This window comes from Bacillus sp. SLBN-46 (assembly GCF_031453555.1).
In the GTDB taxonomy this organism is placed as follows: Bacteria; Bacillota; Bacilli; order Bacillales; family Cytobacillaceae; genus Neobacillus.
The window spans coordinates 2,652,195-2,677,968 of sequence record NZ_JAVIZM010000001.1 but is presented as its reverse complement, the minus strand read 5'-3'; the positions used below and the strand labels follow the sequence as shown (position 1 = coordinate 2,677,968).

The window sequence follows — 25,774 nt, the reverse complement described above, 5'->3', positions numbered from 1 at the left end:
CTTATTGTGTTTATATCACGGTTGTTGAACGGAGTCAATCTTTTTCCGAAAATTCGACTTATTAAAAGTAATCATTTTTAACAAGGATGTTGATTTTCAATACAATCAACAAGTTATAAAATCAACATCGACCTTTAGCATAGTCAATTTATTAAAAAGAGCAGGGACACTGATGCTGTTGACAAAAAGTTTATCGTCAGCCCTGCCCTGCTTTTTTATTTAGAATTTAGTATGATAGTTATCGATTTCCCACGCATGAACTGCTGTACGGTAGCTATCCCATTCCGCTTTCTTCATAGAAACATACTCACTATATACGTGCTGACCTAATGTTTTCGAAGCAATCTCTCCTGATTCTAATGCTTTTAATGCATCAGCTAAACTTCCTGGCAAGTTATCAATGCCTAGGAATGCTCTTTCTTCCTCTGTCATGTGGAAGATATCTTCATTAATTGGAGCTGGTGCTTGTAATTCTTTTTCAATTCCATCCAACCCAGCAGAAGCAATGACTGCAAATGTTAAGTAAGGGTTTGAAGAAGGATCTGGACAGCGTAATTCTACACGTGTAGCGAGACCTTTCTTTGCTGGAATACGAATAAGCGCTGAGCGGTTTGAAGCAGACCATGCGATATAACAAGGTGCTTCATAACCAGGTACTAAACGCTTATAAGAGTTTACTAGCGGATTTGTTACTGCTGTAAAGCTCTTTACATTTTCTAGTACACCTGCAATAAACTGATACGCTTTTTCCGATAATTGTAACTCATCTGATGGATCATAGAAGGCATTTTCGCTTCCTTCAAAGAAAGACATATTAACATGCATACCTGAACCGTTAATTCCAAAAACTGGTTTTGGCATAAATGTAGCATGTAATCCGAATTTCTTCGCAACGGTCTTTACAACCCACTTATATGTAGTTGCAAGGTCTGCTGCCGTAAGTACATCTGCATATTTAAAGTTAATTTCATGCTGCCCTTCCGCTACTTCGTGGTGAGATGCCTCAATGGTAAAGCCCATTGCTTTTAGCGCACGGTAAATTTCTAAACGGACACGTTCGCCCAAATCATGTGGTGAAGGTTCGAAATAGCCTGCCTTATCACTGATTTCTTCTGTTGCATACCCATTTTCATCCGTTTTAAAAAGAAAAAACTCTAATTCAGGTCCTACTGAAATGGTGTAACCATGATCAGCCGCACGATCTACCGTTTTCTTTAGAACATTTCTTGTATCTCCATCAAAAGGTGTTCCGTCTGGATTGTAAATAGAGCATAAGAATCGACCCTCCGCATAACCCGCTTCAACTGTCCAAGGTAGAACAGCAAACGTAGCTAGGTCTGGTTGAAGGTAAAGGTCTGATTTATTAATAGGTGAAAAACCTTTAATTGAGGAGCCATCAAACATCATTTTACCTTCTACTACATCTTCTAATTGCTCACTTGTAACAGTGATGTGTTTTAGGATCCCTTCGATATCGACGAATTGCAAATGTAATAGTTCAACGCTTTTTTCTTTGATTGTTTCTTTAATTTGTTCTAAAGTTGTTGCATCTACAGGTGTCTTTGAAATAAGTGTTTCAGCCACGTTACATTACCTCTCATTTTCATGTTAGTTTTTATGACATCATTAATTAATACTATGATTATAGTTAAAAAAAGATAGTTTGACAATCTTTTTTAACTATATTTTTTGAATATTTATACTGACATTTCAGTAAGCGTTTTCATGTTTTCTCTGTAGGTATTCATACTTATACTAAATTTGGCATTTGTACCAAATTAATAAATATACAATAAAATGCAATAATATTTATATTTTAGAAGGAATAACGGATGTAGTCCAATCTACTCTAATTAAATAAAAAATGCTTAGATTGATCGACAATCCAAGCATTTTCTTATTGAAATACTAATTAGGTGATTCAATTTTTTTATTGTCCATTTGAATTGTACCATCATGTAGAAATTGTTTTATTTTTTCTTGTTGGTAACCAAGTTTTTCTAATATTTCTTTCGAATTCTCTCCTAGTTTAGGTGGAGCCTGGTGAATCGCTACAGGCGAGGTGCTGAGCTGAAACGGTAGTCTTGGCAGTTTAAAGTCTTGAATAGTGGAGTGTTGGACATCGGTCCACATCTCGATTGATTCTGCCTGTTGATCCTGGACTACCTCTGATATTTTTTTCACTTTCGAACTTGGAACTCCTGCATCTGCTAAAAGCTGAACCCATTCGTCTGCTGTCTTTGCTTGAAGAATGTTTTCAATAGCCACGCGTAAATTTTCTCTATTCCGAACTCGCTCAGGGTTATTTTTGTAGCGCGGATCCTCTACCCATTCTTCCTTACCTAGCACTTTACATAGTCGCTTAAATAATGAATTATTTGAAATACCAATGATGACAGGTGCGTCATTTGCCTGGAAGGCTCCATATGGCGCGAAGGCAGTATGACCGGCACCATTTTTCTTGGGCTCGACCCCAGTCGCCAACCATGATAACATATGATAGCCAACCCAAAAAACGCCTGTTTCATAAAGGGAAGTGGTGACTAATTGTCCTTCTCCTGTCTTTTGCTTATGAAACAAGGCTGAAATGACTCCAATCGCTCCCCACATTGCACTGCCTTGATCTAAGACTGATACTGGAACGCGGGCGATTTCCGCTCCTTCCGCTCCGTTAATCCCAATAATCCCTGAATCAGCCTGGGCAATAGCATCATAGCCGGGGCGATCACATAAAGGGCCATTTTGGCCATATGCAGATAAAGAACAATACACCAGCGAGGGATTGAGTTGTTTTAAGCGCTTATAACCAAGTCCCATTTTTTCCGCTTTTTGATACCGGAAGTTTTCTACAAATACATCCGCCGTCTTAACAAGATCATAGACTATCTCACGACCGCTTTCTTTTTTTAAATCAATAACAATTGATTGTTTATTCCGGTTAATATGAAGGAAATAGACCCCTTCCCCTTCCCAAAATGGGCCCATCCCTCGTGAATCATCACCAATATCAGGCCTTTCAATTTTAATGATTTCTGCCCCTAAATCAGCTAGAATCATCGTTAAACTGGGACCTGAAATATTTGTCGTCACATCCACTACTCGAATTCCGTTTAATGGTCCTGGCATTTTGGCTCCCCCTTTTCCAAGAAAGGACCTATTTGTCTTTAGGCCCTTCAGATTGTCGATATTAGAATGACCGTGGTAGCCCAAGGACATGCTGTCCAACATAGCTTACAACCAGGTTATTGGTAATTGGTGCTACAATAAACAAGCGGGCTTCCCTAAATTTTCTTTCGATATTGTATTCTTTTGCAAAGCCATAGCCACCGTATGTGTCCATCGCTGCATTTGCTGCGCGCCAGGTTGCTTCAGATGCAAGGTATTTTGCCATGTTCGCTTCTGCACCGCATTCAATTCCTACATCAAACATCTCAGCCGCCTTATCTCTCATCAACTTGGCCGCTTGAATATCCATATATCCTCTGGCAATTGGGAATTGAACCCCTTGATTCTGCCCAATAGACCGGCCAAATACGACCCGTTCATTTGCATATTGGACGGACTTATCTACAAAGTACATACCGTCCCCGATGGATTCAGAGGCGATGAGAATTCGCTCAGCATTCATCCCGCCTAAGACATAACGGAAACCTTTTCCTTCTTCTCCAATCAAGTTTTCAATCGGGATTTCAGCCCCTTCAAAAAACACTTCTGTTGTTGCATGATTGATCATAGTATCAATCGGGCGAATATCAATTTTATCCGCTTGCTCTTTCATGTCTAAAATAAACAAACTCAAGCCGTCTGTTTTCTTCGCTACCTGTTCTTTCGGTGTCGTTCTCGCCAATAACATCATTAAATCGGAATGCTCTGCTCTTGAGGTCCAAATCTTTTGCCCATGCACAACATACTTGTCTCCAACTCTTTCGGCATATGTTTGTATGCTAGTTGTATCACTTCCTGCAGTAGGTTCTGTGATACCAAAGGCTTGGAGACGAAGTTCGCCGCTTGCAATTTTCGGTAGAAATCTTTGTTTTTGATCCTCATTTCCATAGCGAAGCAGGGCACCCATTGTATACATTTGGGCATGACATGCACCAGCGTTTCCGCCTGAACGGTTAATTTCCTCTAGAATGATACAGGCTTCCTTCATGCCTAGTCCTGCGCCGCCATATTCTTCAGGAATTAGGACTGACAGCCATCCTTCTTCTGTTAATGCTTGAACAAATGCCGTTGGATAGGCGTCTTTGTCATCTAATTCGCGCCAGTAATCTTCAGGAAAGCGCTCACATAATGATCGAACGCTTTTCCGAATCATTTCATGTTCTGTGTTTTCCATCATTTTTGTATTAGCCATTTTTATCTTCCCTCCGAATATTTTTCTATGCAAACAGTTATTTTGACTATCTAACCCTTAACGGTCTTTCCACTCAGGCAAACGCTTTTCGTTAAACGCATAAATGCCTTCTAGTCGATCTTCAGAATTGGCGCATGTATAGTAAGCTTCTAATTCTAAAACAAGACCCGTTGATAAGTCTGTCTCCGTTCCTTTATTAACAGCCTTCTTTAACGCTTTTAGTGAAAGCGGTGCATTATTTGCGATGGTTTCTGCCAAGATCATTGTTTCATCTAACAAAGCCTCACTTTTAAACACATGATTAATGAGCCCCCACTGCTTTCCTTCTTCTGCGGTAATTCGTTTTCCGGTGTATAACATTTCCTTCGCCAGCCCAATTGGTAGAATACGAGAAAGTAATTGAGAACCTCCGATTCCAGGAATTAACCCCAGTTTTGCTTCTGGAAGACCTAATCCAACACGTTCCGTAGCGGTTCGAATGTCACAACTAAGCGCAATCTCCAGCCCCCCTCCTAGTGCATAGCCGTTAATAGCAGCAATCACAGGATAAGGGAATTCTCGGATACTCTCTGTTACCTTTTCAAAAGCATCATGCTGCTTCTTCCAATCTTTCTGAGTCATACCATTACGCTCTTTTAAATCCGCTCCCACACAGAAGCTCTTCTCTCCTGAGCTGGTAATAACCAGAACACGGACCGTTTCGTCATATTTTAATTCCTCAAAGGCTTCGATTAATTCCAACGCCATTTTTGTATTCATGGCATTCATCGATTCAGGTCGGTTTAATGTTACCAATACAATTCCTTTATGGCCGACGGCCCTTTCAACTTTAATGGTTTCATAGGTTTTGACTATCACGCTTTCTCATCCCCTTAACTTATTTTATTTGGTACAGGATACAAGCGAGAGCTTTTCCCTGCTTTTGCTACTTGGCCTGGCAATTCATGTTCTAATAATTCTTTCAGCCTGTGGGAGGCTGCAATAAGACCATCTAGATTAATAGTCGTATCGATACCCATTTCTTCTAACATGTGAACCACATCCTCCGTACAAACATTGCCTGTTGCTCCTGGAGCAAATGGACAGCCTCCAATCCCGCCTAGGGAAGCATCGAAAATCGTGATTCCTGCCTCTAAACCAGCCAAAATATTGGTAAGCCCCATACCTCTTGTATTATGGAAATGGCAGCCAAATTTAACATTATGCCATTCATTTACGACTTTTTTCGTTAAATTGTATACTTGCTTAGGATTGGCCATCCCTGTTGTATCTGCGAGAGTAATTCGGTTAATGTTATGTAAAAGAAGTTTTTCAATGAGATTCATGATGCGTTGTGGTGGGACCGTCCCCTCAAAGGGACAGCCAAATGAGGTAGCAACTGTAACGTTTAAAATTATGTCGTTATCTGATGCAAATTGAGTTAGATACTTAAAGTTTTCCAATGACTGTTCAGTAGTTTGTCGAACATTTTGTTCGTTATGTGTATCGCTTGCTGAAAAAACATAATTGACAGACTTTACTCCAATTTGTTTTGCCAATTCAAGACCTTTTAAATTAGGAACAAGGGCAACAAGCTGCATCTCATCGTATCTCATGAGATGGGAATAAAACGATGCGGTATTCGCCATTTGCGGGACGAGTTTTGGATGGACAAAGGAGCCAAATTCAATTTCTGTCACATTTGCCTTTTGCAACATAGAAAAGATTTCTATCTTCTCGTCTACCGTTAGTATTTTTGATTCTAACTGAAGACCATCCCGCAAACCGACTTCATAAATTGTTACTGTATCAGCTAAATTCATCGTATACGATTCCTCCATCTGAAAAATGATTTTCTTTATAAATAGGATACTGTATCCAAAATACAATTTCAATAGATTTTTGAATTTTCGCAAATTTACTACTATTCAAGTAAAAGAAAACCGAACTTTAAAAAAACAAGGCTACAGTTATCTCAATCGGCACCTTGTCCATAATATTGATCCTGAAATTGTTGTTTTCCAAGTTGGTACCAATCATTTCCCTCGCCATCGATGATGACCACGGCTGGAAAGTCTTTAATTGTTAACTTATAGATGGCTTCTGGGCCTAAGTCTTCATAGGCGATGACCTCAACAGATTGAATCGTTCGTGCTATCAGCGCTCCCGAACCGCCAATTGCAGCAAAATAGATCGCTTTATTTTTCTTCATCGATTCAATGACTTCTCCACTACGGAACCCTTTCCCGATCATACCTTTAAGACCGAGTTCCAATAAAGCCGGAGTATACTTATCCATCCGACCACTTGTAGTGGGGCCAGCTGAACCAATAACACGTCCGGGCTTTGCAGGAGTGGGCCCGACATAGTAAATTGTTTGTCCATCCACATTAAAAGGCAGTTTTTCTCCTTTTTCCAGCGTTTCTATCATTCTTTTATGGGCCGCATCTCTAGCCGTATAGATTGTTCCACTTAATAAAACTCTATCACCCGCTTTTAATTTTGCTATTTCGTCTTCGGTTATTGGATTCGTTATATGAACTACTGACATCGATGCTGCCTCCTATATTCTGACTTCTTTATGTCTGCTTGCATGGCAGTTCAAATTCACTGCTACAGGCAGAGCAGCGATATGACAAGGTTCAATCTCAACTTTTACATCCAGTGCCGTTGTATTCCCACCCATTCCCTGTGGTCCAATGCCTAGCTCATTGATTTTTTCAATAAGATCCTGTTCGAGCTCCGCGATTTCGCGCAAGTCACTCCGATGTCCAATTGGCCGAAATAACGATTTCTTTGCCAAATAAGCGCAGCGCTCAAAATTCCCGCCGATCCCTACACCAACAACTAACGGTGGACAGGCATTCGGTCCCGCTTGAGCTACAATACTTAAGATAAAATCTTTAATCCCGGATAATCCATCAGCAGGTTTTAACATCTTTAAGGCACTCATATTTTCACTGCCGCCGCCTTTGGCTGACATATGGATCACTAACTCATTTCCTGGTACAATCTCAATATGAATAATCGAAGGGGTGTTATAACCCTTACTTTTTTCTCTTGTTATCGGATGGTCGACAATGGAATGTCTTAAATACCCCTCTTCGTACCCTTTTTTGACTCCTTCATTTATCGCATCGTAAAGACTGCCGCCGGAAATATGGCAATCTTGACCGACCTCTACGATAAAAACAGAGACTCCTGTATCCTGGCACATAGGAACACGCTCTGAACGGGCGATATCAGCATTTAGTAACAATTGTTCTAAAATGTCTCTACCTGTTTCCGAGGTTTCTTTTTTTAACGCAGATCGAAAGGCTTGAATCACATCTTGGCCCAGTTCAAAATTCGCTTCTTGACACATTTCTGCCACCCGGTTCACAATCTCTTCATAGAAAATCGTTCGCAAAGCCATCTTCTCCTTTAACCTTGAATTTCACTGATTGTTTGTTTCGTGAATTGAATGGTTTTCCCGTGAATGGTAAGGTTACCTTGCCATTCCTTCTTTTCCGACTTTACATTTTGCAGGATATGGGCTCCTCTGCTTTCTCTCCTCATGGCTCCAGCGAAAGCTGTTGCCCATGCTGTACGGACTTTATCTTGCAGCTGTAATGCAAGGACTCCTTTTTCTTCCTTTAACTGAATCCCCAAGAGGTCTAATTCTTTTGCTGCCTGTTCCAAAGAATCGGATGTTCTTTCAATACCAACAAGGTTCCACATAATTTCTTTTATTCGCTGAGACACTTCCAGGGCTTTTTCTTGCTGTATTGTATTTATACCAAAAGGTGGGACCTCGATTGATTTTGAAACCGACGCTCCTTCTAGTGCAGCCATTTTACCTGTTCGTTGTCCAAATACGAGTGCTTCTGTCAAAGAACCGCCCCCCAGCCGGTTTGCACCGTGGAGGCCGCCGGTTGTTTCCCCGCACGCGTACAACCCTGGTATATTCGTTCTACCCCATTCATCTACTTTAATCCCGCCCATACAATAATGCTGAACAGGGTACATCTTCCATTCACCTAGATATCCTTTTTTGACCAGTCGATATACATACGGACTGTCCTTCGCCAAATCCTCTTCGATAACATCCGAAAAGTCCAGGTATACATTCGTTTGCTTAAACATTTCATAGCTTAGAATGTCTCTCGTTTCCAGTTCCTTTCTTGGAAAATTGTCCATAAAGCGTTGCGAAGCCTCATTTAACAAGATGGCCCCTTTTCCAAATATTCTTGTCATGACATCGATATTAGCAGGATGCTGTAAACGATACGGATAAAACTGGACAAATTCCATATCCACAAGCTCGGCTCCATGCCTCCAAGCCATTCCAATGCCTTCTCCGGATACATCCCTCGGATTATCAGTAGAATCATAGAGCCCCCCGAATCCACCTGTAGCTAGGATAGTAGAAGGCGCATAAATAGCAATTAATTCAGCTGAGCTTTCAACGATTACTCCTTCAATTACTTGAGCTACATTAATTAAATCTATCAGTGTAGATTGTTCATACAATTCAACTCCGATCTCAACGGCATATTGCCTTAGGACCTTCGTTGTATTTTTTCCGAGACCCTTTGCCGCATACACCCTCCGTGGGAACGAGTGTCCTGGCGTACATATTTTCCGCTCACGTTCCAGTTCAATTCCATATTTACTTTCCAATTCATTGACCCTCATGGAACATTCCTCGGCTAGGATTTGAGCTAATTTAAGATTAGAGAGATACCTGCCGCCTCGTAGAATATCTTGATAGAAATTTTCAGACGAGTCCCCAGCTGAAAAAATTGCCGATTGAACACCATCTGAAATAACGGATGAACCGCCAAATCCTGCTTTCCCTTTTGTAATTAAGGCAACATGTCCCCCTTGTTCTCTTGCTGAAATCGCTGCAGCAAGGGCCGCTTGACCCCCGCCAACGACGATGACGTCATAATTCATGGGCATTTTTTTCCAACTCCCCATTTTATTTGTTCGATAAGAATCAGAGAATTCCTGTTTCTTATTAATGATGTAATTGGCTAATATGTTGTTTTCTAAGCCATTCTCTCGTTTTGATTTTATCTAATTTAAATATCTCTTCTACCTCTTCTTCAGGGTCAGCAAGTTTGTCTACGGTCATCGAGATAAACTTCTGAATGAGTTCGTCTTTACTAGCCATTTTTTCTGGGTCTCCCTTTGGATAGTCGGTTCCTTTTTCAAATATCTTCCCGTTTTCAAGGGTAATCTCCACTTTTGCACCCCATTTTTCCGGGTATGCTTCTTCATAATAGGAATCAACGATTACATCTACTTTTTTCATTAAATCCTCTATCTCAGGGTTTCGTAAGCTTTCATTAGTAAAATCTCGTATTGAAGCAGAGCCCTTTACAGCAGCCAAGCTGGCACAAAACTGACTGCTGAACTTACAAGCATAGACACTGTCTGGATTTGGTTTGTCGGTAATATTTAAAACAGTTTGATACGTTCTAATTGTCATTCGCTTAATTTGTTGAAATGATATGGAGTGTTCATTCATGATGTCGAGGATACAATCGATGGCTGGATGTGTATGGCGGCATGAGGCATGGATTTTAAAGCTATTTTCTGTTATCTTCCACTCATTCCCAAGATTATTGGTGATTTTTAAAGGGTCAGCTGTTTCAGCCATTGCTTCAAAGAAACCTCTTTTTCCTTCTAATATTTTGGTTGCAGACGTGAAGTTCTTTTTTGCGAGCAGGGCAGCGAGAGTCCCGTTATAGGCTGCTTTTGCAGTGTGTAATTGTTTGGTGTTGGCTCCATCTTCGATAAACTCCCACAAACCTGCCGCCTGGCTCCCTGCATTTCCTAAGGCGTACATCGTTTGCTCCACATTTAAGTTTAATAGTTTTGCAACGGCGGCCGCTGAACCAAATGTACCGCAAGTGGCAGTATTATGCCAAAAATAATAGTGGGACGGGGAAACAGCCTCCCCAATTCTATAACAGACTTCATAGCCGACGGCAACTGCTGTAATTAATTCTTTCCCGCTAAGGTCATATGCTTCTGCAGCTGCCACTGCTGCAGGAATGACTACTGTACCAGCATGTATAATAGAATATTTATGAATATCGTCCAGTTCAACGATATGACTAGAGGCGGCATTGACCAAGACCGCATTGCCGAGGGATGATTTTCCTCCCGTAACAAGACTCGCCTGTTCATGACCACCCCATTCTTCCACAAGCTCTTTGATTGCTTGGATTGGCGGCAGATCTTTTCCAGCTAGGGCAGAACCATACCAATCTAAGATACAAATTTTCGTAAACTCCACAACATGTTCAGGTAAATCTTGAAAACTCGTTTGGTAAACATATTCAGCCAACCTTTTTGATAATGTCATTTTACTTCCCCCACTTTCTTTCCTACTACGGTTTTTAAAACATCAATAATGTCATCGTACTGTTCGACTACAATGGCTCCTGCATGACTAAGCGCTTTCATTTTTGTCGATGGGCGCCCCACATCGCCGGAAATCATTGCACCTGCATGACCAAAAACAGTTCCTTCAGGCAGACTTTCCGTAAATTTTCCAGATACAAATGAAATAAGCGGCTTGGAAAATCCTCCATCTTTCATAAATTCTGCTGCTTCTTCCTCAAAGGTTGTTCCAGGTTCAGAGAAAGTAACCACGGCTTCTGTTTCTTCATCCTTTTCAAAAAGTGCTAATAAATCTTTAATGGTTGTTCCTATTAAACTATCTCCGCCAATTCCAATACTGGTAGTGACACCAAATCCTGCCCGTTTTATCATCCAGGAAGTTTCAGCCGTCATGCCCCCGCTTCTGGAAATGACACCTACATTTCCTGGAACAAAACAGCGATCCGGCCGGTCACCGCCAATAGATCCCATTTTAATTCTATCCTTGGGGTTAATCATCCCGACTGTGTTTGGACCAATAATGGTCACTCCTTCTTTCCGTGCCACATGCAATAGCTTAATAGCATCGTGCTGTGGAATGTTTTCGGTGGTCACAACGATTAATTTAATCCCTTGCTGAATGGATTCGAGTACTGCATCAAGGGCAAACCCAGGTGGCACGATGATAAGACTTGCATTTATCTGATGTTTCTGAACGGCCTCAGCCACCGTATCGTAAACAGGTATTCCTTGGACAAACTGGCCGCCCTTTCCAGGTGTGACGCCTGCATAAATTTTTGTCCCATATGCAAGCGTATGACTGACTACCATAGAGGCCTCTCTTCCGGTAATTCCCTGAACGACCAAACGAGTATCTTGATCTATAAGAATAGCCATCTTAGCGAACCTCCTTCATTTTTTTAACCATCTCAGCCGCTGCTTCTTCAATGGTCCGCTCTTCTCCAAAATAAGTAATACCTGCCTCTACAAATATCCTCTTTCCTTCCTCATCATTCACTCCAGCCTGCCGAACGACGATTGGAAAGCTAGTAAGGTCGATTTCCAATTCCTTTAAAGCCCTGACGATTCATTGAGCCATTACATCTATTTGTGTATTGTTAGTGATGTTTTGTGAGACAAAAAGCCCTTCGACCCCCTCTTTGGAGAGAATTCCTTTTGTCAGGCGATAAACTTTTTCTTCCGATGGATTTCCACCTGTTTCTGTATAATTGGCCGGTTCTACACCTAATCGGGTTAATGCGTCAAAACTCAGCAGACTCCCGCCTCCGCCTCCGCACATAAAACCAATATTTCCTCCCTCCATTTCCGTATAGCGGGCTGTACCTCGGTAATCGGAATCATTTACCTTTACCATTTCTTTCTCTAACAGTGTTAGCGGTCTCCATGAACGTTCACTTCCAGACTCTACTTTCCCTGTAAGCTCCGGCTGACGATAGAGCGCCGAGTCATCTATCCCCATAACCGAAGCAGCAGCCACAACGTTATCATCCTTTGTCAGAACAAGTGGGTTAATCTCTAAAATATAACAATCATACTTTGTAAAAACATCATAGAGCTTACATAATACCGTAGTTGCTTTTACTAAAGGCTTCCCCGTTACTCCCAGCTCGCTCCAAATTTCCTTTGCTTGAAAAGGATATAACGGATGAAAGGGGTCCATATGGTGAACCACCACTTTATTCGGTGCTTCTTTCACCAGCTCTTCCACCTCAACTCCACCTATGGTTGTGGCGATAATAACGGGAAGTTGTTTTTGACGATCAATGGATATCGAGACATACCATTCTTGATTTATATCAATCTTCTCTTCTATTAGAAGCTTTTCGACTGGATATTTTTTGACAGTCATCTTAAGTAGCTGTTCTGCCTTCACCTTTGCCTCCTCAAGGGTTTCTGCAAACTGAACCGCTCCCGCTTTACCTCTTTTTCCTACCGGCACAAGTGCTTTAAGTACACAGGGATTCTCGAGATATTGTTCAGTTATTTGATCTGAAGAAGATATAACCCAGTGGTTTGGAGCGGGAACTCCATTTTGTTTTAAAATGGTTTTACTGGCGTCTTCCAACATTCTACCCATCTGAGCACCGCCTTTTTTGGATATTGGATACAAATTTTAATAAAAAAGAGGGGGACTATTTCCCCTCATTTTTTAAACTCTTTACTAGCATATTACCCGTGCGAGAAATATGGTTGGAAACCAGGTTAGCAGCTGTTTCTTTATCCTTATTCATTACGGCATTTAAGATACTTCGATGCTCGATATTCGAAGTGTCCTTTTGGCCATGTAAAATATGAGGTGTTTGTTGAGGGAGGCCATTCCATAATGTACTGATAAACGAATTGAGGCGCTCCCAGGTACAGCGTTTAATTAACAGACGATGAAATTCGATATTATAGTTGATAAACTCATCCACATCTTCGCTTAATTCCATCTGCTCCACCAAAACAGTTAATTGCTTTATGTCCTCATCTGTTAAATGCTCGATACTTTGGTATACGGCCATTTTTTCTAGTTCCGCACGGAGTGCATATATCTCCTCAATATCCCCTACATGTATTGACTTTACTACTGCACCTTTATGCGGTTCCAGCTTGATGAGTCCCTCCGCTTCAAGCTTTTGAAACGCTTCACGAATAGGCATGCGGCTTACCCCCATCGCATCGGCAAGATCCGCTTGTTTAAGCCGTTCACCCGGTTTAAAATCTCCTTTTAAAATCGCTTGTCGTATTAAATTACATACCCTAAGATGTAATGTGTCTCTATTTTCAATCATGAGTCCATTCTTTTCCATCATATTTAACTACCTCACATTATCCCATTTTGGATAGGATACAAAATCCAATTTAAATTGTCTATAGATTCTGCTAACTTATCGAAAATATTTCTTAAAGTAGTCCAATCCAATTCCACCACGTAACTGCTGTCAAGAGTACTACGGCACTCATCAGAAATGTTAACAACAGACCTGGTATTAAAAACTCCTTTTGCTTGATCCGACCAGAACTATGAACAATAATATTTGGAGTGGCCTCTACAACAAGAATATACCCATGTAAACAGGCTATCGAAGCTGTTAGACAAATAAGCACTGGATCTGCACCTGCTTTGGTTGATAACCCAATAAAAATGGGGATAAGAGTCACGACTGCAGTCGAAACATTAGCTACAGCCAAATGTAGAATATGGGTAATCAAAAGAACCGCTATAACTGCTACAACAGGTGAGTGAAAAAAATAGAGAATCCAGTCCGCACTTAAACTATCGCCAACCAGCTTGGCTGCTCCAGACTTATTAAAGGCATAACCGAGTGAAAGAGTGACACCCATTAGCATAACCGTATCAAAATTGATTTTCACTAAATTATCCCATTTGGTACAGCCAATCCCCGGTAAGGCCATTAAAACAACACCTATTAAAGCGGGAACACTTGGATGCAGTCCGTGTAAAGACTCGGTAAACCATAAAGCTACGATCATTAATAGAATCGCTAAACACTTTTTCTCCTGAATATTTAATTTACCTAATTCCTCTAATTTATGTTCCAGTTCTTCTTTTACATGGGGAAAATGTTTCTCTTCCTCTGTTAAGGGAAACCTTTTTAATAACGTAAACCAGACAACTGGAATTAAGATGAGCCATATCGGGAAAGTATAGGTAAACCACTGAATATACGTAATTTTTATCCCTACAAATTCTTTTAGTAATTCAACTGTTAATATATTCCCAATCGCAGCTGTCATTACTGCAGTCCCACTTACCGTTCCACCAAAAGCGACAGCTAACAAAATCATTTTTTCCAGATTTCCTTTTGCTTTCTCCCCAATGGTATCAAGTGACATTGTTGCAATCGGAAGCATTAAGGTTGCCCGGACAGCCGCCGCTGGAATAAAAAACGACTGAATTTGCGGAATGATTAATATGCTCGCGAGCAGCCCTTTGGCAGTTCCTCCCCATTTCGATAAGAAAAGATAGGCAATTCTTTTAGTAAGGGTCGTATCATTGACTCCTTTTGCAAGCATCATGCCGCCGATAATGAGAAACACCGCCGGTGAAGCAAATCCACTATATACCACGTCTGTTGTCACCACATGGAACACCAACATTAATACAAGTAAAATTACGGCAGTTAAACCAATAGGAATGGGCTCAAATGTCCAATAAAAGACACTAAGAACTAAGAATGACAGCATGATTCTGGCTGAATCCGTTTGGTTTGCAGGTAAGATAAAATAGACACCCGCCATTAATGCAATGCCAACGATCAAGGTGATGATTCTTTTTAATTCTAAAAAAGACCGTTCCTTAGGTTTTGATACTACATTTACTTTCACCCTTGTATTTGGGAAAGCCATAGTTCTCTCCTTTTTACATGAAATACATGTTCACTTTTGAAACCTAGTAGCTGTTCCTAAGTGATGTGTTTAATATTGATTGGCAGTTTCCTTTGGCTGGCATAATTGAAAGAACGAAGTCAGGTCCTCTACCTCTTCGAAGCGGTTAACAAGGTCAATCAGTTCATTTTTTGCCTCCATGCAGATGATGTCTCCTGTTACATCGATGAATTTCTCTTGTATCTGCTCATCCGTCATTGGAGAATCCGCACTACCAATCGCATGTTCAACATAGTAAGTGACTTCACTGCCATCCGTTAACTTTACAGTTACATACACTTGATCTTCTTTTATCTTTTCATCGATGACTAGGGAAATTTTGTCACGAAGCTTCTTTACAGCAGGTTCATTCACATATTCATCTGTGAATTCATAAACACCAGCCTTAAGATTAAAGAACCCGGCAGCAACACAATGATAGACACTGAATTTTCCTTCGAGGCCTGTAGTAATATCGGTTTTTCCAGTAAGCTCTTTTACAAGCGGATGAGCAGTGATGATGATGGATTCTACTAGTTCCGCTTTAAGCATGTGCTCCTTTTGAATCGAAATTATTGCATCGATGGCAGGATGGGTAACAATTCCGCTTGCAAACGGCTTGTAGCTGTTCTTCTCCACTTCCCACTTTTCGCCCCACTTTTCAGTAACAAGTTCAACCTTATTTTCTTCTGATAACACGTTTAGGAATCCTCGCTTAGCTTCAAGAGGCTGTTTGGAGGATGTGAAACCTTGCGCGCCGACCAGTGCAGCTAATAGTCCGTTCATCGCCGCTTTTCCTGGGTGATACGGCTTTGTCATTGTGCCGAACATTTCTCGTAGACCTGTTGGATCCGTTGCCGCAATCCCAAGTGCATAGATGGTATTCTCTACATCTAGGCCCATCAGCTTACTAATCGCTGCAGCTGCACCAATTCCACCCACACTTCCTGTAATATGCCAGCCCCGCCAATAATGAGAAGGGTATATACTTAACGCTAGCCTTGCTTCAACCTCGCAGCCAATGATAAACGCTTCAAGGACATCCCTACCAGTTTTCTTTTGATTCTCTGCATAAGCCAAAATGGCTGGAAAAACAGGTGCCGAAGGGTGCAAGACAGTTTCTAATAAGGTATCGTCAAAATCAAAGATATGCGAAGACATTCCATTTAAAAGGCTCGCAAACAGCATATCGACTTTTTCATTTCTTCCCAGCACGGTTGCCTGTGGTTGGCTTGCTGTTAGTTTTGCTACGTTTATCACCATATCCATAGATTCATGGTTAGCAGCGCCAATTGCTACCCCAAGCCAATTTAAAAGACTTCGTTTCGCTTCTCTAACAGCATTTTGATTAAACTGCTCATAAGAAGTATTGGTAATATGTAATGCTAATTTATCTGTTACCATTCAAACTCCTCCATTATTCTATTTTTCTATTCATTAAAGACCAGTTGACTGCAATAATGCCTTTGCTTTTTTATAAACCGGATAATCAACTAGTTTGTTCCTTACTGCAATTGAGGCAACCCCTTCCTGCTCTGCTGCCTCAAACGCTTGAACAATTTCTAACGCATCTTCCATTTCTTTTTGATTTGGTGAGAAAATCTCATGAATCGATTGTAATTGCTTTGGATGGATAGCGAGTTTTGCCTTGAAACCAAGCCTCCTAGCCCTAAGTGACTCATTGATAAGCCCTGAATCATTTCCAAGGTCCGGGTAAACAGAATCAATCGGGCTGCCAATTCCAGCCGCTTTCGAGCCATTGACCACTTGCGACCTTGCATAGAGCAATTCTGTCCCCTCCTCCGTTAATTCACAATTTACATCTAGAGAATAATCAATCGAGCCAAATGCTAATCTTCTAATCAAATAATGAGCTGCTGCAATTTCATAAGCAAATTGTACGCCTCTTGCCGTTTCAATAAGAGGAAGAACTACAAAAGAATGCAGGTCTCTTTTCAATCTTTCTAAGTTTATTAGAGCTGCTTCGCATAAAATCTTCATGCTTATAGCACTCTCAGCCTTAGGCACAATCACCCCACAGGCTCCTGCACCAATCGCAGCTTCTAAATCCTCACGCCAAAAGGTAGTACTCACATCGTTAATTCTAATCAGAACATCTTTATTAGGTTGATTGTTTATTAGAAAATTCTTAGCACGTTCTCTTGCCTCTTGTTTTTCAGAGATGGCAACCGCATCTTCCAAATCAAAGATAATACAATCGGCTTCACTTGCTAGAGCTTTTTCAAACATCCTGGTGGATGTTGCTGGAACAAATAAATAAGATCGTTTCAAATTCATAGAATTCCTCCTTTTAGGATATTGGATCCACTTGCTGAAAAAGAACAGCTTACTCTAGTAAGCGAGTAAGCGAATAATGGTCAGATTATTTCGCTAAAAATAATGATACCTGTGGGAAAATGACAACGATAACTAGAGCGAGAATCATGAGAGCAAAAAAAGGCAAAACTCCTTTGACTACTTCCCCTACTTTTTCCCTGGTGATTCCACTGACAACAAAAAGATTCAGCCCTACAGGAGGTGAGATCATTGCTAACTCCATATTAATGGTCATAATAATGGCAAAATGGATCACATTAATATCAAATATTGCTAGAACAGGTAATAGAATTGGCAATGTGATTAGAATGATGGCAACAGAGTCAAGGAACATCCCTAAAATAAAGAACATAATGTTGACGCCAATCATAAAGATCCATTTATTTGTTGTACTGGTTTCAATCCATGTCGCAAATTCCTGCGGTACCTGTTCTGTTGTCAGGAACATACCGAAAATCATCGCCGATGCAATAACAAGAAATATCATCGAAGTAATATTGATGGACTCCTTCAAAACTTCTCTAAATTTAGAAAAGGACAATTCTTTGTATATAAAGACAGAAACGATTAAACCGTAAAAACATGATACAAATGCAGCCTCTGTTGGGGTAACCGCACCGGAATAAATTCCACCAAGAATAAGGACTGGGAGCAAAAATCCCCAAAGAGCTTTTGCTGTCTTTTTCCATCTTTCCTCCATCGACTGTTTTGGTAATTTACCATAGTTATGGATTCTGGCATGAATAATGGCAGAGACTAAAAGAATTCCTCCTAACAATAAACCAGGAAAAATTCCAGCTGAGAAAAGTTTTCCGATCGATTCTTCAGCAACCGTTCCATAAATAATCAGTGGAATCGAAGGTGGGATCAAAATTCCTAGTGTACCTGATGCGGCTACAAGACCCATTGCATATCTTTTACTGTATCCTGCCTTCACCATCCCAGGAATCATAATACTTCCGACAGCAGCTGCAGTTGCTGGGCTTGAACCTGATATAGCTGCAAATATCATACAAGCTAGGATAGTGATGACAGCCAGCCCACCACGTATATGCCCTACCCATGATTTTAAAGCCTCAATTAAATAGTAAGAAATACCGCCTTTTGACATTATTATTCCAGCAAATACAAAACCCGGGATGGCCATTAATGTCGCAGAATTTAAGGAATTAAACATTTTCTGAATAACAGTATAAAGGGTAAAATCCGCCATTGATAAAGCGATTACACTAGATAATCCCAAACTAACAGCGATCGGTACACGAATTAAACATAGGACTGCAAAAATTAAAAACAGCATTAAAACTGGATTCATGCTCCTACCCCTTTCTCATCTGAGCTTCCTTCCGTATTTTGCATCGAATCATATAACTGTTCAATCTCGCCAACAAGCTCACTTGGATCGCCTTTCATCGCTTTGTAAGCCTTTACAAAAAAGTAAAGCCCTAGCAGCCCCATTCCGATTGGGAGTACCAAATATGAAATCCAAATTGGAATGCCTACATCAATCGTTTTTATTCCTTGTTCTTTTGAAATCGTTATTAATTCAATTGAAGAATAAGCAAGGTAAAAGGAAAAGCCTCCTCCGATTAAATTACTAATCGAAGCGACAATTCTTTTTAAACTTTTTGGTAACATGTCAAATAGAATTTCTACTTGGATGTGTCGGTTGTCCTTCAGTGCCAGTCCAAAACCAATAAAGATGGACCAAGTAAGGAGGAACTCAAAAATCTCTGTAATCCATGTTTCTGGTGCATTGAGAATATACCTTGTAAAAACTCCGTACAAACTTACGACTACTCCTCCAATAAATAGCACTCCTGCTAATCCTTCTTCGATGTGATCAAGCCATTTAAAGAGTTTCTTCATAAAAATCAACTCCTTATACTGTGGATTGTATCCAATCTACAACTGGACCTAATTTAAAATATACAAGATAGTACAAAGAAAATAAACAGAAAATTTTATTTATTTTATATTTTTTGTGTATTCACAATATTTATCGTTTTTGTTATAGTGGTACTATCAACATTTTGTGAAGACAACTCGGCAGTAGATTGTATCCAAAATCCATAATAATGAGGAGGAAAAAGATGGAATTAGAAATAAGAAAAATTGTGACCATCTCAGAAGAGACCTTTATTGAAGGTTTCAAAAAGGCAGATAAGCCTGTTCGGGTAGCTGCTGCCTTAGCCGTCATTAAGAATCCTTATGCAGGCAAATATGTAGAAGATCTTCTTCCGCTCATAAAAGCCTGTTCCGAACAACTCGGTGAGCTTTTGCCAAAGAAGGCTATGGAAGCTTTAGGCGCTTCAGGAGATGAAGTAGAAGGTTATGGGAAAGGAGCACTGGTAGGACTTGACGGAGAAATAGAACATGGATCTGCCATTATTCATACCCTAACCTTCGGAAATCCGTTCCGATCACTTTGCGGTGAGGCGGAAACACTCCTCCCTTCTGCCGAGAAAAGAGGTGCTGCAGGCAGCAGTCTGGACTTAGCAATTAAACACAAGATGGATGCAAAGGTTCGTAGCCATCACATGACGTTTGAGACTAGGATTCCTGATGCACCCAGAAATGATGAGATCGTCATCGCGGCCGTCGTCACCACGAGCGGTCGGGCGCACCCACGAATTGGCTCTTTACATAAAGAGCTTGAAGGAATTTTCCCTTCATGATTGATAATATAGGTTTTATTGGGCTTGGTAAAATGGGAATGCCTATGGCAAAAAACCTATTAAAAAGCGGATATAATGTTTTTGGCAGCGATGTAAATGAATCCGCTATCAATGAATTCCAGAGCCACGGTGGGACTTCAGGTGAATTTTTGAATTGGCTTCACAACGTGCAATGTATTATTCTCATGCTTCCCTCATCAAAGATCGTGAATCAAGTTATTGACGAAATTATTGACCATTACGCCTCGGACCAACACTCTCAACAAGATCCATTAGTCATCATTGATATGAGTAGCTCCTACCCTGATGAAACAAGAAAGAATTTTAACAGACTTGAAGGTAAGAAAATTGAGTTTTTAGATGCACCTGTCAGCGGAGGAGTAAAGAAAGCTGTTTCTGCGACATTAACCATCATGATTGGTGGCAAGGTTGAAACATTCACTAAATGTAAGCGTTTGCTAGGTGCAATTGGCAGTAACCTCTTTCATGTAGGCCCGACTGGAAGCGGTCACTTAATAAAGGCCGTTAACAACTATCTTTCTGCTACACATCTTTTAGCTAGTTGTGAGGCCGTCCAATTGCTACAAAGTTTTGAGGTGGAACCGGAGACAGCTATTCATGTATTTAACCAAAGTACAGGACGCAGTGGTTCAACCGAGTATAAGTTTCCATCCTTCATCCTAACTGAAAGTTTTGATTCAGGCTTTAGTCTAGAACTGTTAAGGAAAGATTTAGAGATGGCTAAGCATCTTTTTTCACACGCTGGGGCCATGACAAACCTACCACAGTTGGTTTTTGACAGATTCGATAATGCCTCTCATACACTTGATCAGGATGCAGACCATACAGAAATATATCAATTTGTTTCAAGCTATTTATTAAAAAGGGGGAAATCAAATGAAAAAGATTCAGAAACTATTTGTTGTAGCAGTAACTCTTCTGTTAGTATTTAGCCTTGCAGCCTGCGGCTCTTCCTCTAAAGAAACAAGCGGCAGCTCAGCTAGCGGTGAAAAGGGCAAATCTGGAGACGATATTCAAGAAATTACGATTAAAATCTCCCATGTTGTGGCAGAAACCACACCTAAGCAAGCCGGTGCGATTGCAATGAAAGAGTATATTGAGAAAGAATCCGGCGGTAAAATCAAAGTTCAGGTTTATCCAAATAGCCAGCTATTTGGTGATAAAGATGAATATCAAAACTTAGTAGCCAATAACGTCCAATTCATTATTCCTGATATGTCAAAGTTAGTAGGTAATGACCCTGGTTTTAATGTTCCTGCCATGCCATTCTTGTTTAAAGATGATGCAGCCGCAAACGCATTCTGGGATGGTGAAAAAGGAAAAGAGATCTTTAAGCGTTTAGAAAAGGACGGCGTCCTTGGTCTGGCAATGTGGCCAAATGGTGCAAAACACATGACTAATAATAAGAAAGCAATTACGAAGCCGGAAGATTTAAAAGGCTTAAAGATTCGTACTCAAGGCGGCCAGTTACTTGAAGAAATTTACGATAAGCTTAATGCCGGTTCCGTATCCATTCCATTCAACGAACTTTACACTGCCCTACAGCAAGGTACAGTTGACGGAGAAGAAAACACCTACAGTAACATCGAATCAAAGAAATTTGACGAAGTGCAGAAGTATACGACTGTTATGGGTCATACTCGAGTAGACTACGCTTTATTAACCAATACGAAATTCTGGGATAGTTTAAATGATGCAACGAAAGCAATTGTCCAAAAAGGTGTAGAAGAAGGAACAAAGGTTGCACGTGACTCTGCTGAAAAGCTAAATAATGAATCTTTGAAAAAGTTAAAAGAACGTGGTAAAACAAAGATTAATGAGCTTACACCAGAACAAATTGATGCATTCAAAAAAGCACTTGAGCCAGTTTACCAAGAGTGGGCTAAGAAGATTGGTGAAGATATCATTAAGGATGCAGAGAGTAGAAATAAATAATGTTAGTAAACCCTTAATTTATGTATTTTCATAGATTAAGGGTTTTTCATTTACGGTCCCATCCTCTTGTATCTTTATTAGGCAGTAAAAAGAGGCTGCTCAAAATCGTTGTCTAGTTACACAACTTTTTGGTACAGCCTCTCTTATTTGGATTATTTATTTAGGATACGGAGCAAACCTTTTTCATACGACTGCAGATAGCGTCCCCCACCTCCGTGGTTGAAGCTGTGCCGCCGATATCAGGTGTTTTAATTCCGTCGTTTGTTACCTCTTCTACTACATCCAAAAGCTTTTGTCCTAGTTCATACTCTCCGAAATGATCAAGCATCATTTTTGCAGTCCAAATCTGACCAATTGGGTTGGCAATTCCTTTTCCATAAATATCTGGCGCTGATCCATGTACAGGTTCAAACATAGATGGATATTTTCCATTTAAATTAATATTGGCTGCAGGTGCAATCCCGATACTGCCCATAATTGCCCCGCCAATATCTGTTAAGATATCACCAAATAAATTACTAGCGACAATCACATCAAAGATTTGCGGCCTTGTCACGAAAAAGGCTGCTAGAGCATCAATATGATAGGAAGCTGTTTGAATATCTGCATAGTCTTTCTTAACTTCATTAAAGACCTCATCCCAAAATGGCATTGAATGGAAAATGCCGTTTGACTTTGTCGCGGAAGTGACATGGCCTCTTCTCTTTTTAGCCAGTTCAAAGGCATACCGCATCGCACGTTCTGTGCCCTTTTTTGTAAAAATAGCATTTTGAATGGCGAGTTCATCTTCGCCACGGTGAATTCTTCCGCCCACTTCACTATATTCACCCTCACTATTTTCCCTCACAACTATTAAATCAAAGTCATTTGGGTTGATTAGTGGTGATTTCAACCCTTTAAAAAATTTAGCTGGGCGTATATTAATCGATTGTTCGAATTCTCTGCGAATTTTAATCAAGAGTCCCCATAACGATACATGATCTGGAACAAGCTGAGGGTTTCCAATCGCCCCTAAGAAAATTGCATCAAAGTTTTTTAAGATATCCAGTCCATCATCCGGCATCATTTTTCCATGCTCCATGTAGTAATCACAGCTCCAAGGAAACTCTTGGTACTCAAATTTTAAGCCGCCGTGTATTTCAGCTATTGTATCTAGAACTTTGGTTGCAACCGGAACGACTTCTTTCCCAATTCCATCCCCTGGAATTACAGCAATTTCTAGTTTCTTCATATTATATACCTACTCCCTTATTAGCATTTTTATTGAAATTCTCATACTTGGCAATTTCTTGTTCATACAAATCTTGACCGTGTGCGTCATAGGCAACCAGTAAAGGAAAATCTTCTACCTGAAGCCGTCTGATCGCTTCAGGCCCAAGATCCTCATAAGCAACTATCTCAACACCTGTTACTCTTCTGCTCAAAATCGTGGAGAGTCCGCCGACTGCTGCAAAGGAAATGGCCCTAAACTGACTACAGGCTTGCTTTACCATGTCTCTTCTCGGCCCCTTTCCAATCGTGCCTTTTACCCCATATTCATACATAGCAGGAGCATAAGGATCCATTCGGTAGGCTGTTGTCGGCGCTACTGGGCCGATTATTTGCCCGGGTTTTGGAGGACATGGGCCGGCATAGAAAATAATTTCTCCTCTTAAATCGACGGGCAAAGGCTGATTGGCTTCTAGAAGATCTACCAATCTTTTATGTGCGGCATCGCGTGCCATATAGATGGTCCCTGTTAAGAGAACTTGGTCCCCAATTTGCAGTTTTTGAATATCCTCATCTGTTAGCGGTGTAGTTATTCGATATTCTGCCATCTCTTCCCCTCCTATAAAATAGCCGTCTTTTTACGGGCAGCGTGACATTGAATGTTTACCGCAACCGGTAATGCGGTTATATGACAGGCATAAGTTTCAATTGGCACCCATAGCGCAGTATTCGTCCCGCCTAAGCCTTGTGGACCAATACCTGTGTTGTTTATTTCCTCTAGAAGTTCATTTTCTAGCTGGGCAATATGAGGTTCGTGATGATGAACACCGATTTCCCTCAGTACAGCATGCTTCGCAAGTGAGGTTACTTTATCAAAGCTTCCTCCGATGCCGACACCGACTACTACAGGCGGACAGGCTTTCCCTCCAGCTTCCTTAATCGTTTGTAAAACAAAATTTTTAACCCCTTGCATCCCTTCACCTGGAAGTAGAAATTTCATCGCGCTCATATTTTCACTGCCTCCACCTTTAGGGAGTACCGTGAATTTGATTTGGTCACCAGGAATGATTTCAGTGTGAACGACTGCTGGTGTATTATCCCCTGTGTTCACACGAATGAGAGGGTCTCCAACCACAGATTTTCTCAAATAACCTTCTCGATATCCTGTTCGAACCCCTTCTTGTATAGAATCTAAAAAGTTCCCTCCTGTAATATGGACATCTTGACCTACCTCGACAAAAACAACGGCCATTCCAGTATCATGACAATAAGGCATATGATTCACCTTTGCTTCTTCAGCATTTTCAAGAAGCTGTTGCAAGATGGTTTTTCCTATTGGAGAAGCTTCGGTTTTTTCAGCACGTCTAAATCCTGCTACTACATCTTCGGGTAAGTAATAGCAGGCCTCCCAGCAAAGTTTGGCAACGGTTTCAATAATTTGATCTACATGAACGATCCGCAAAAATTATCACTCCTCTAAATGTTCAATAATATGAACCAAATTTATTAAATCCTCCTGCGTATGCTCTCTTAATCTATCAGCTGCTTTTTTCGGTTCTCTATCTTTTAATGCTTGGTAAATGTCCATATGCCCTTTTAAAATCGTATTCACTCTGTCTTCTCCTTGAATATTTAAAACACGGTAATAATAGATTAAACCATTCAAATCCTCAACCAGCTTCATTAATCTCGCGTTTCCACTGAATTGGATAAGTTGTTCGTGAAAACGTGCATTACATGCGACAATACTATCTGATTTAGCTTCTTTAATAGCTTCGGCTGTTTCTGCTAACGTCTTTTCCAGCTCTTGCAATTGCTCCTCTGTTGCTCGTTCCGCTGTAAGTTCTACTGCTTTAGACTCTAAGGAAATCCTGCATTCGTAAATATCTCGAACATCTTGTAAATTTGGTTTGTAAACGGATATTTGTGACTTTTCATCCATTACCAGCAAACCCTCCATTACGAGTCCACGAATTGCTTCTCGAACAGGACTTCGGCTAATATTGTAAAGCTTCGCAATTTGGGCTTCAAATAATCGATCCCCTGGTTTGTAAACACCATTAAAGATACTCTCTTTTAAGGATTGTTGGATTTGTTGGTAATACGGTAAAGGCTTTTGCAATGGACTGTAATCAAACATTTAATCACCTCTTTTACGTTTTTTTATTATGTAAAGTTCTTTGTAGTCAGTTTTCATTCGTGTCGGCTGCCGACACGATACATGTTTATTATAATAAAAATAGTCAGATATTTCAAATTATTTATTTGTCGCATTGTAATTAACTTTTTGATTAAATAACTAACCTAATCAATAAAACTGGCATCATCCAATGTGGACGATGCCAGTTTTATTGAAGAAACCGACTAAAAGCTAATACTAGATTTTAGTGAACATATATAATTCAGCTTGAAACTTGTCTAAAATCTGAGTAAAGGATGCTTCCATGAAAAGTGGAAATTGGTTTTAAAGTGCATCCTCGTATCGTTGTCC

At 40.5% G+C, this 25,774-nt stretch carries 25 protein-coding genes; 3 read left to right on the top strand and 22 right to left on the bottom strand.

Annotation, left to right across the window (positions count from 1 at the left end; genetic code table 11):
• Window positions 1-219: 219 nt before the first annotated feature.
• From glnA to QFZ87_RS13720, 18 genes are all read right to left on the bottom strand, one after another.
• Window positions 220-1,584, bottom strand: a complete 1,365-nt coding sequence (gene glnA / locus QFZ87_RS13805) for a type I glutamate--ammonia ligase (protein WP_396133919.1) — start codon at window positions 1,582-1,584, stop codon at window positions 220-222.
• A 324-nt stretch (window positions 1,585-1,908) separates the two neighbouring features.
• Window positions 1,909-3,126, bottom strand: a complete 1,218-nt coding sequence (locus QFZ87_RS13800; RefSeq protein ID WP_309862193.1) for a CaiB/BaiF CoA transferase family protein — start codon at window positions 3,124-3,126, stop codon at window positions 1,909-1,911.
• A 61-nt stretch (window positions 3,127-3,187) separates the two neighbouring features.
• A complete protein-coding gene (locus tag QFZ87_RS13795; protein WP_309862191.1) occupies window positions 3,188-4,357 on the bottom strand; it encodes an acyl-CoA dehydrogenase family protein in 1,170 nt (389 codons plus the stop codon).
• A 57-nt stretch (window positions 4,358-4,414) separates the two neighbouring features.
• The gene (locus tag QFZ87_RS13790; RefSeq protein WP_309862189.1) at window positions 4,415-5,215 is read right to left on the bottom strand and encodes an enoyl-CoA hydratase/isomerase family protein; all 801 of its coding nucleotides are present in this window, start codon (window positions 5,213-5,215) and stop codon (window positions 4,415-4,417) included.
• A gap of 14 nt (window positions 5,216-5,229) precedes the next feature.
• The gene (locus tag QFZ87_RS13785) at window positions 5,230-6,159 is read right to left on the bottom strand and encodes a hydroxymethylglutaryl-CoA lyase (RefSeq protein ID WP_309862187.1); all 930 of its coding nucleotides are present in this window, start codon (window positions 6,157-6,159) and stop codon (window positions 5,230-5,232) included.
• 152 nt (window positions 6,160-6,311) lie between these two features.
• Entirely contained in the window at window positions 6,312-6,887 is a 576-nt protein-coding gene (locus tag QFZ87_RS13780) for a Fe-S-containing hydro-lyase (protein WP_309862185.1), read from the bottom strand.
• A 12-nt stretch (window positions 6,888-6,899) separates the two neighbouring features.
• Window positions 6,900-7,751, bottom strand: a complete 852-nt coding sequence (locus tag QFZ87_RS13775; protein ID WP_309862183.1) for a fumarate hydratase — start codon at window positions 7,749-7,751, stop codon at window positions 6,900-6,902.
• 8 nt (window positions 7,752-7,759) lie between these two features.
• Entirely contained in the window at window positions 7,760-9,280 is a 1,521-nt protein-coding gene (locus tag QFZ87_RS13770) for an FAD-binding protein (RefSeq protein WP_309862181.1), read from the bottom strand.
• A 58-nt stretch (window positions 9,281-9,338) separates the two neighbouring features.
• Complete coding sequence (locus QFZ87_RS13765; RefSeq protein ID WP_309862179.1) at window positions 9,339-10,694, bottom strand: MmgE/PrpD family protein; 1,356 nt, start codon at window positions 10,692-10,694, stop codon at window positions 9,339-9,341.
• Window positions 10,691-11,608, bottom strand: coding sequence for a succinate--CoA ligase subunit alpha (locus tag QFZ87_RS13760; RefSeq protein WP_309862177.1), 918 nt, complete (start codon window positions 11,606-11,608; stop codon window positions 10,691-10,693). Before QFZ87_RS13760 ends, QFZ87_RS13765 begins: the two co-directional genes overlap by 4 nt.
• A gap of 1 nt (window position 11,609) precedes the next feature.
• Window positions 11,610-11,777 carry a hypothetical protein gene (locus QFZ87_RS13755; protein WP_309862175.1) on the bottom strand — a complete coding sequence of 56 codons (168 nt, stop codon included), beginning with the start codon at window positions 11,775-11,777 and terminating at the stop codon, window positions 11,610-11,612.
• Window positions 11,778-11,798: 21 nt separating this feature from the next.
• Window positions 11,799-12,809, bottom strand: a complete 1,011-nt coding sequence (locus tag QFZ87_RS13750; RefSeq protein WP_309862172.1) for an ATP-grasp domain-containing protein — start codon at window positions 12,807-12,809, stop codon at window positions 11,799-11,801.
• A gap of 55 nt (window positions 12,810-12,864) precedes the next feature.
• Window positions 12,865-13,527 carry a GntR family transcriptional regulator gene (locus QFZ87_RS13745; protein ID WP_309862170.1) on the bottom strand — a complete coding sequence of 221 codons (663 nt, stop codon included), beginning with the start codon at window positions 13,525-13,527 and terminating at the stop codon, window positions 12,865-12,867.
• 91 nt (window positions 13,528-13,618) lie between these two features.
• Complete coding sequence (locus QFZ87_RS13740; RefSeq protein ID WP_309862169.1) at window positions 13,619-15,085, bottom strand: SLC13 family permease; 1,467 nt, start codon at window positions 15,083-15,085, stop codon at window positions 13,619-13,621.
• A 69-nt stretch (window positions 15,086-15,154) separates the two neighbouring features.
• Window positions 15,155-16,507 (bottom strand): MmgE/PrpD family protein, encoded by a 1,353-nt coding sequence (locus tag QFZ87_RS13735; RefSeq protein WP_309862168.1) that lies wholly within the window; start codon window positions 16,505-16,507, stop codon window positions 15,155-15,157.
• A gap of 33 nt (window positions 16,508-16,540) precedes the next feature.
• Window positions 16,541-17,401, bottom strand: a complete 861-nt coding sequence (locus QFZ87_RS13730) for an HpcH/HpaI aldolase/citrate lyase family protein (RefSeq protein ID WP_309862166.1) — start codon at window positions 17,399-17,401, stop codon at window positions 16,541-16,543.
• Between the two features lie 85 nt (window positions 17,402-17,486).
• The gene (locus tag QFZ87_RS13725; protein WP_309862165.1) at window positions 17,487-18,755 is read right to left on the bottom strand and encodes a TRAP transporter large permease; all 1,269 of its coding nucleotides are present in this window, start codon (window positions 18,753-18,755) and stop codon (window positions 17,487-17,489) included.
• Window positions 18,752-19,309 carry a TRAP transporter small permease gene (locus tag QFZ87_RS13720; RefSeq protein WP_309862163.1) on the bottom strand — a complete coding sequence of 186 codons (558 nt, stop codon included), beginning with the start codon at window positions 19,307-19,309 and terminating at the stop codon, window positions 18,752-18,754. Before QFZ87_RS13720 ends, QFZ87_RS13725 begins: the two co-directional genes overlap by 4 nt.
• A 224-nt stretch (window positions 19,310-19,533) precedes the next feature.
• Here QFZ87_RS13720 and QFZ87_RS13715 point away from each other — a divergent pair, with 224 nt between their 5' ends.
• Genes QFZ87_RS13715 through QFZ87_RS13705 form a run of 3 tightly spaced genes read left to right on the top strand, consistent with a single transcriptional unit; the run spans window position 19,534 to window position 22,074 of the window.
• A complete protein-coding gene (locus QFZ87_RS13715) occupies window positions 19,534-20,118 on the top strand; it encodes an amino acid synthesis family protein (protein WP_309862161.1) in 585 nt (194 codons plus the stop codon).
• A complete protein-coding gene (locus QFZ87_RS13710) occupies window positions 20,115-21,071 on the top strand; it encodes an NAD(P)-dependent oxidoreductase (protein WP_309862159.1) in 957 nt (318 codons plus the stop codon). The genes QFZ87_RS13715 and QFZ87_RS13710 overlap by 4 nt, the downstream gene beginning before the upstream one ends.
• A complete protein-coding gene (locus QFZ87_RS13705; protein ID WP_309862157.1) occupies window positions 21,016-22,074 on the top strand; it encodes a DctP family TRAP transporter solute-binding subunit in 1,059 nt (352 codons plus the stop codon). The genes QFZ87_RS13710 and QFZ87_RS13705 overlap by 56 nt, the downstream gene beginning before the upstream one ends.
• Window positions 22,075-22,234: 160 nt before the next feature.
• On the opposite strand, the gene QFZ87_RS13700 is transcribed toward QFZ87_RS13705, so the two are convergent.
• From QFZ87_RS13700 to QFZ87_RS13685, 4 genes are read right to left on the bottom strand one after another with little or no spacing between them, the layout of a single operon-like run.
• Window positions 22,235-23,305 (bottom strand): tartrate dehydrogenase, encoded by a 1,071-nt coding sequence (locus QFZ87_RS13700; RefSeq protein ID WP_309862155.1) that lies wholly within the window; start codon window positions 23,303-23,305, stop codon window positions 22,235-22,237.
• A 1-nt stretch (window position 23,306) separates the two neighbouring features.
• Window positions 23,307-23,891 (bottom strand): FumA C-terminus/TtdB family hydratase beta subunit, encoded by a 585-nt coding sequence (locus QFZ87_RS13695; RefSeq protein ID WP_309862153.1) that lies wholly within the window; start codon window positions 23,889-23,891, stop codon window positions 23,307-23,309.
• 11 nt (window positions 23,892-23,902) lie between these two features.
• Window positions 23,903-24,745 (bottom strand): fumarate hydratase, encoded by an 843-nt coding sequence (locus QFZ87_RS13690; protein WP_309862151.1) that lies wholly within the window; start codon window positions 24,743-24,745, stop codon window positions 23,903-23,905.
• Between the two features lie 6 nt (window positions 24,746-24,751).
• Window positions 24,752-25,423 (bottom strand): GntR family transcriptional regulator, encoded by a 672-nt coding sequence (locus QFZ87_RS13685; protein WP_309862149.1) that lies wholly within the window; start codon window positions 25,421-25,423, stop codon window positions 24,752-24,754.
• Window positions 25,424-25,774: the final 351 nt, after the last annotated feature.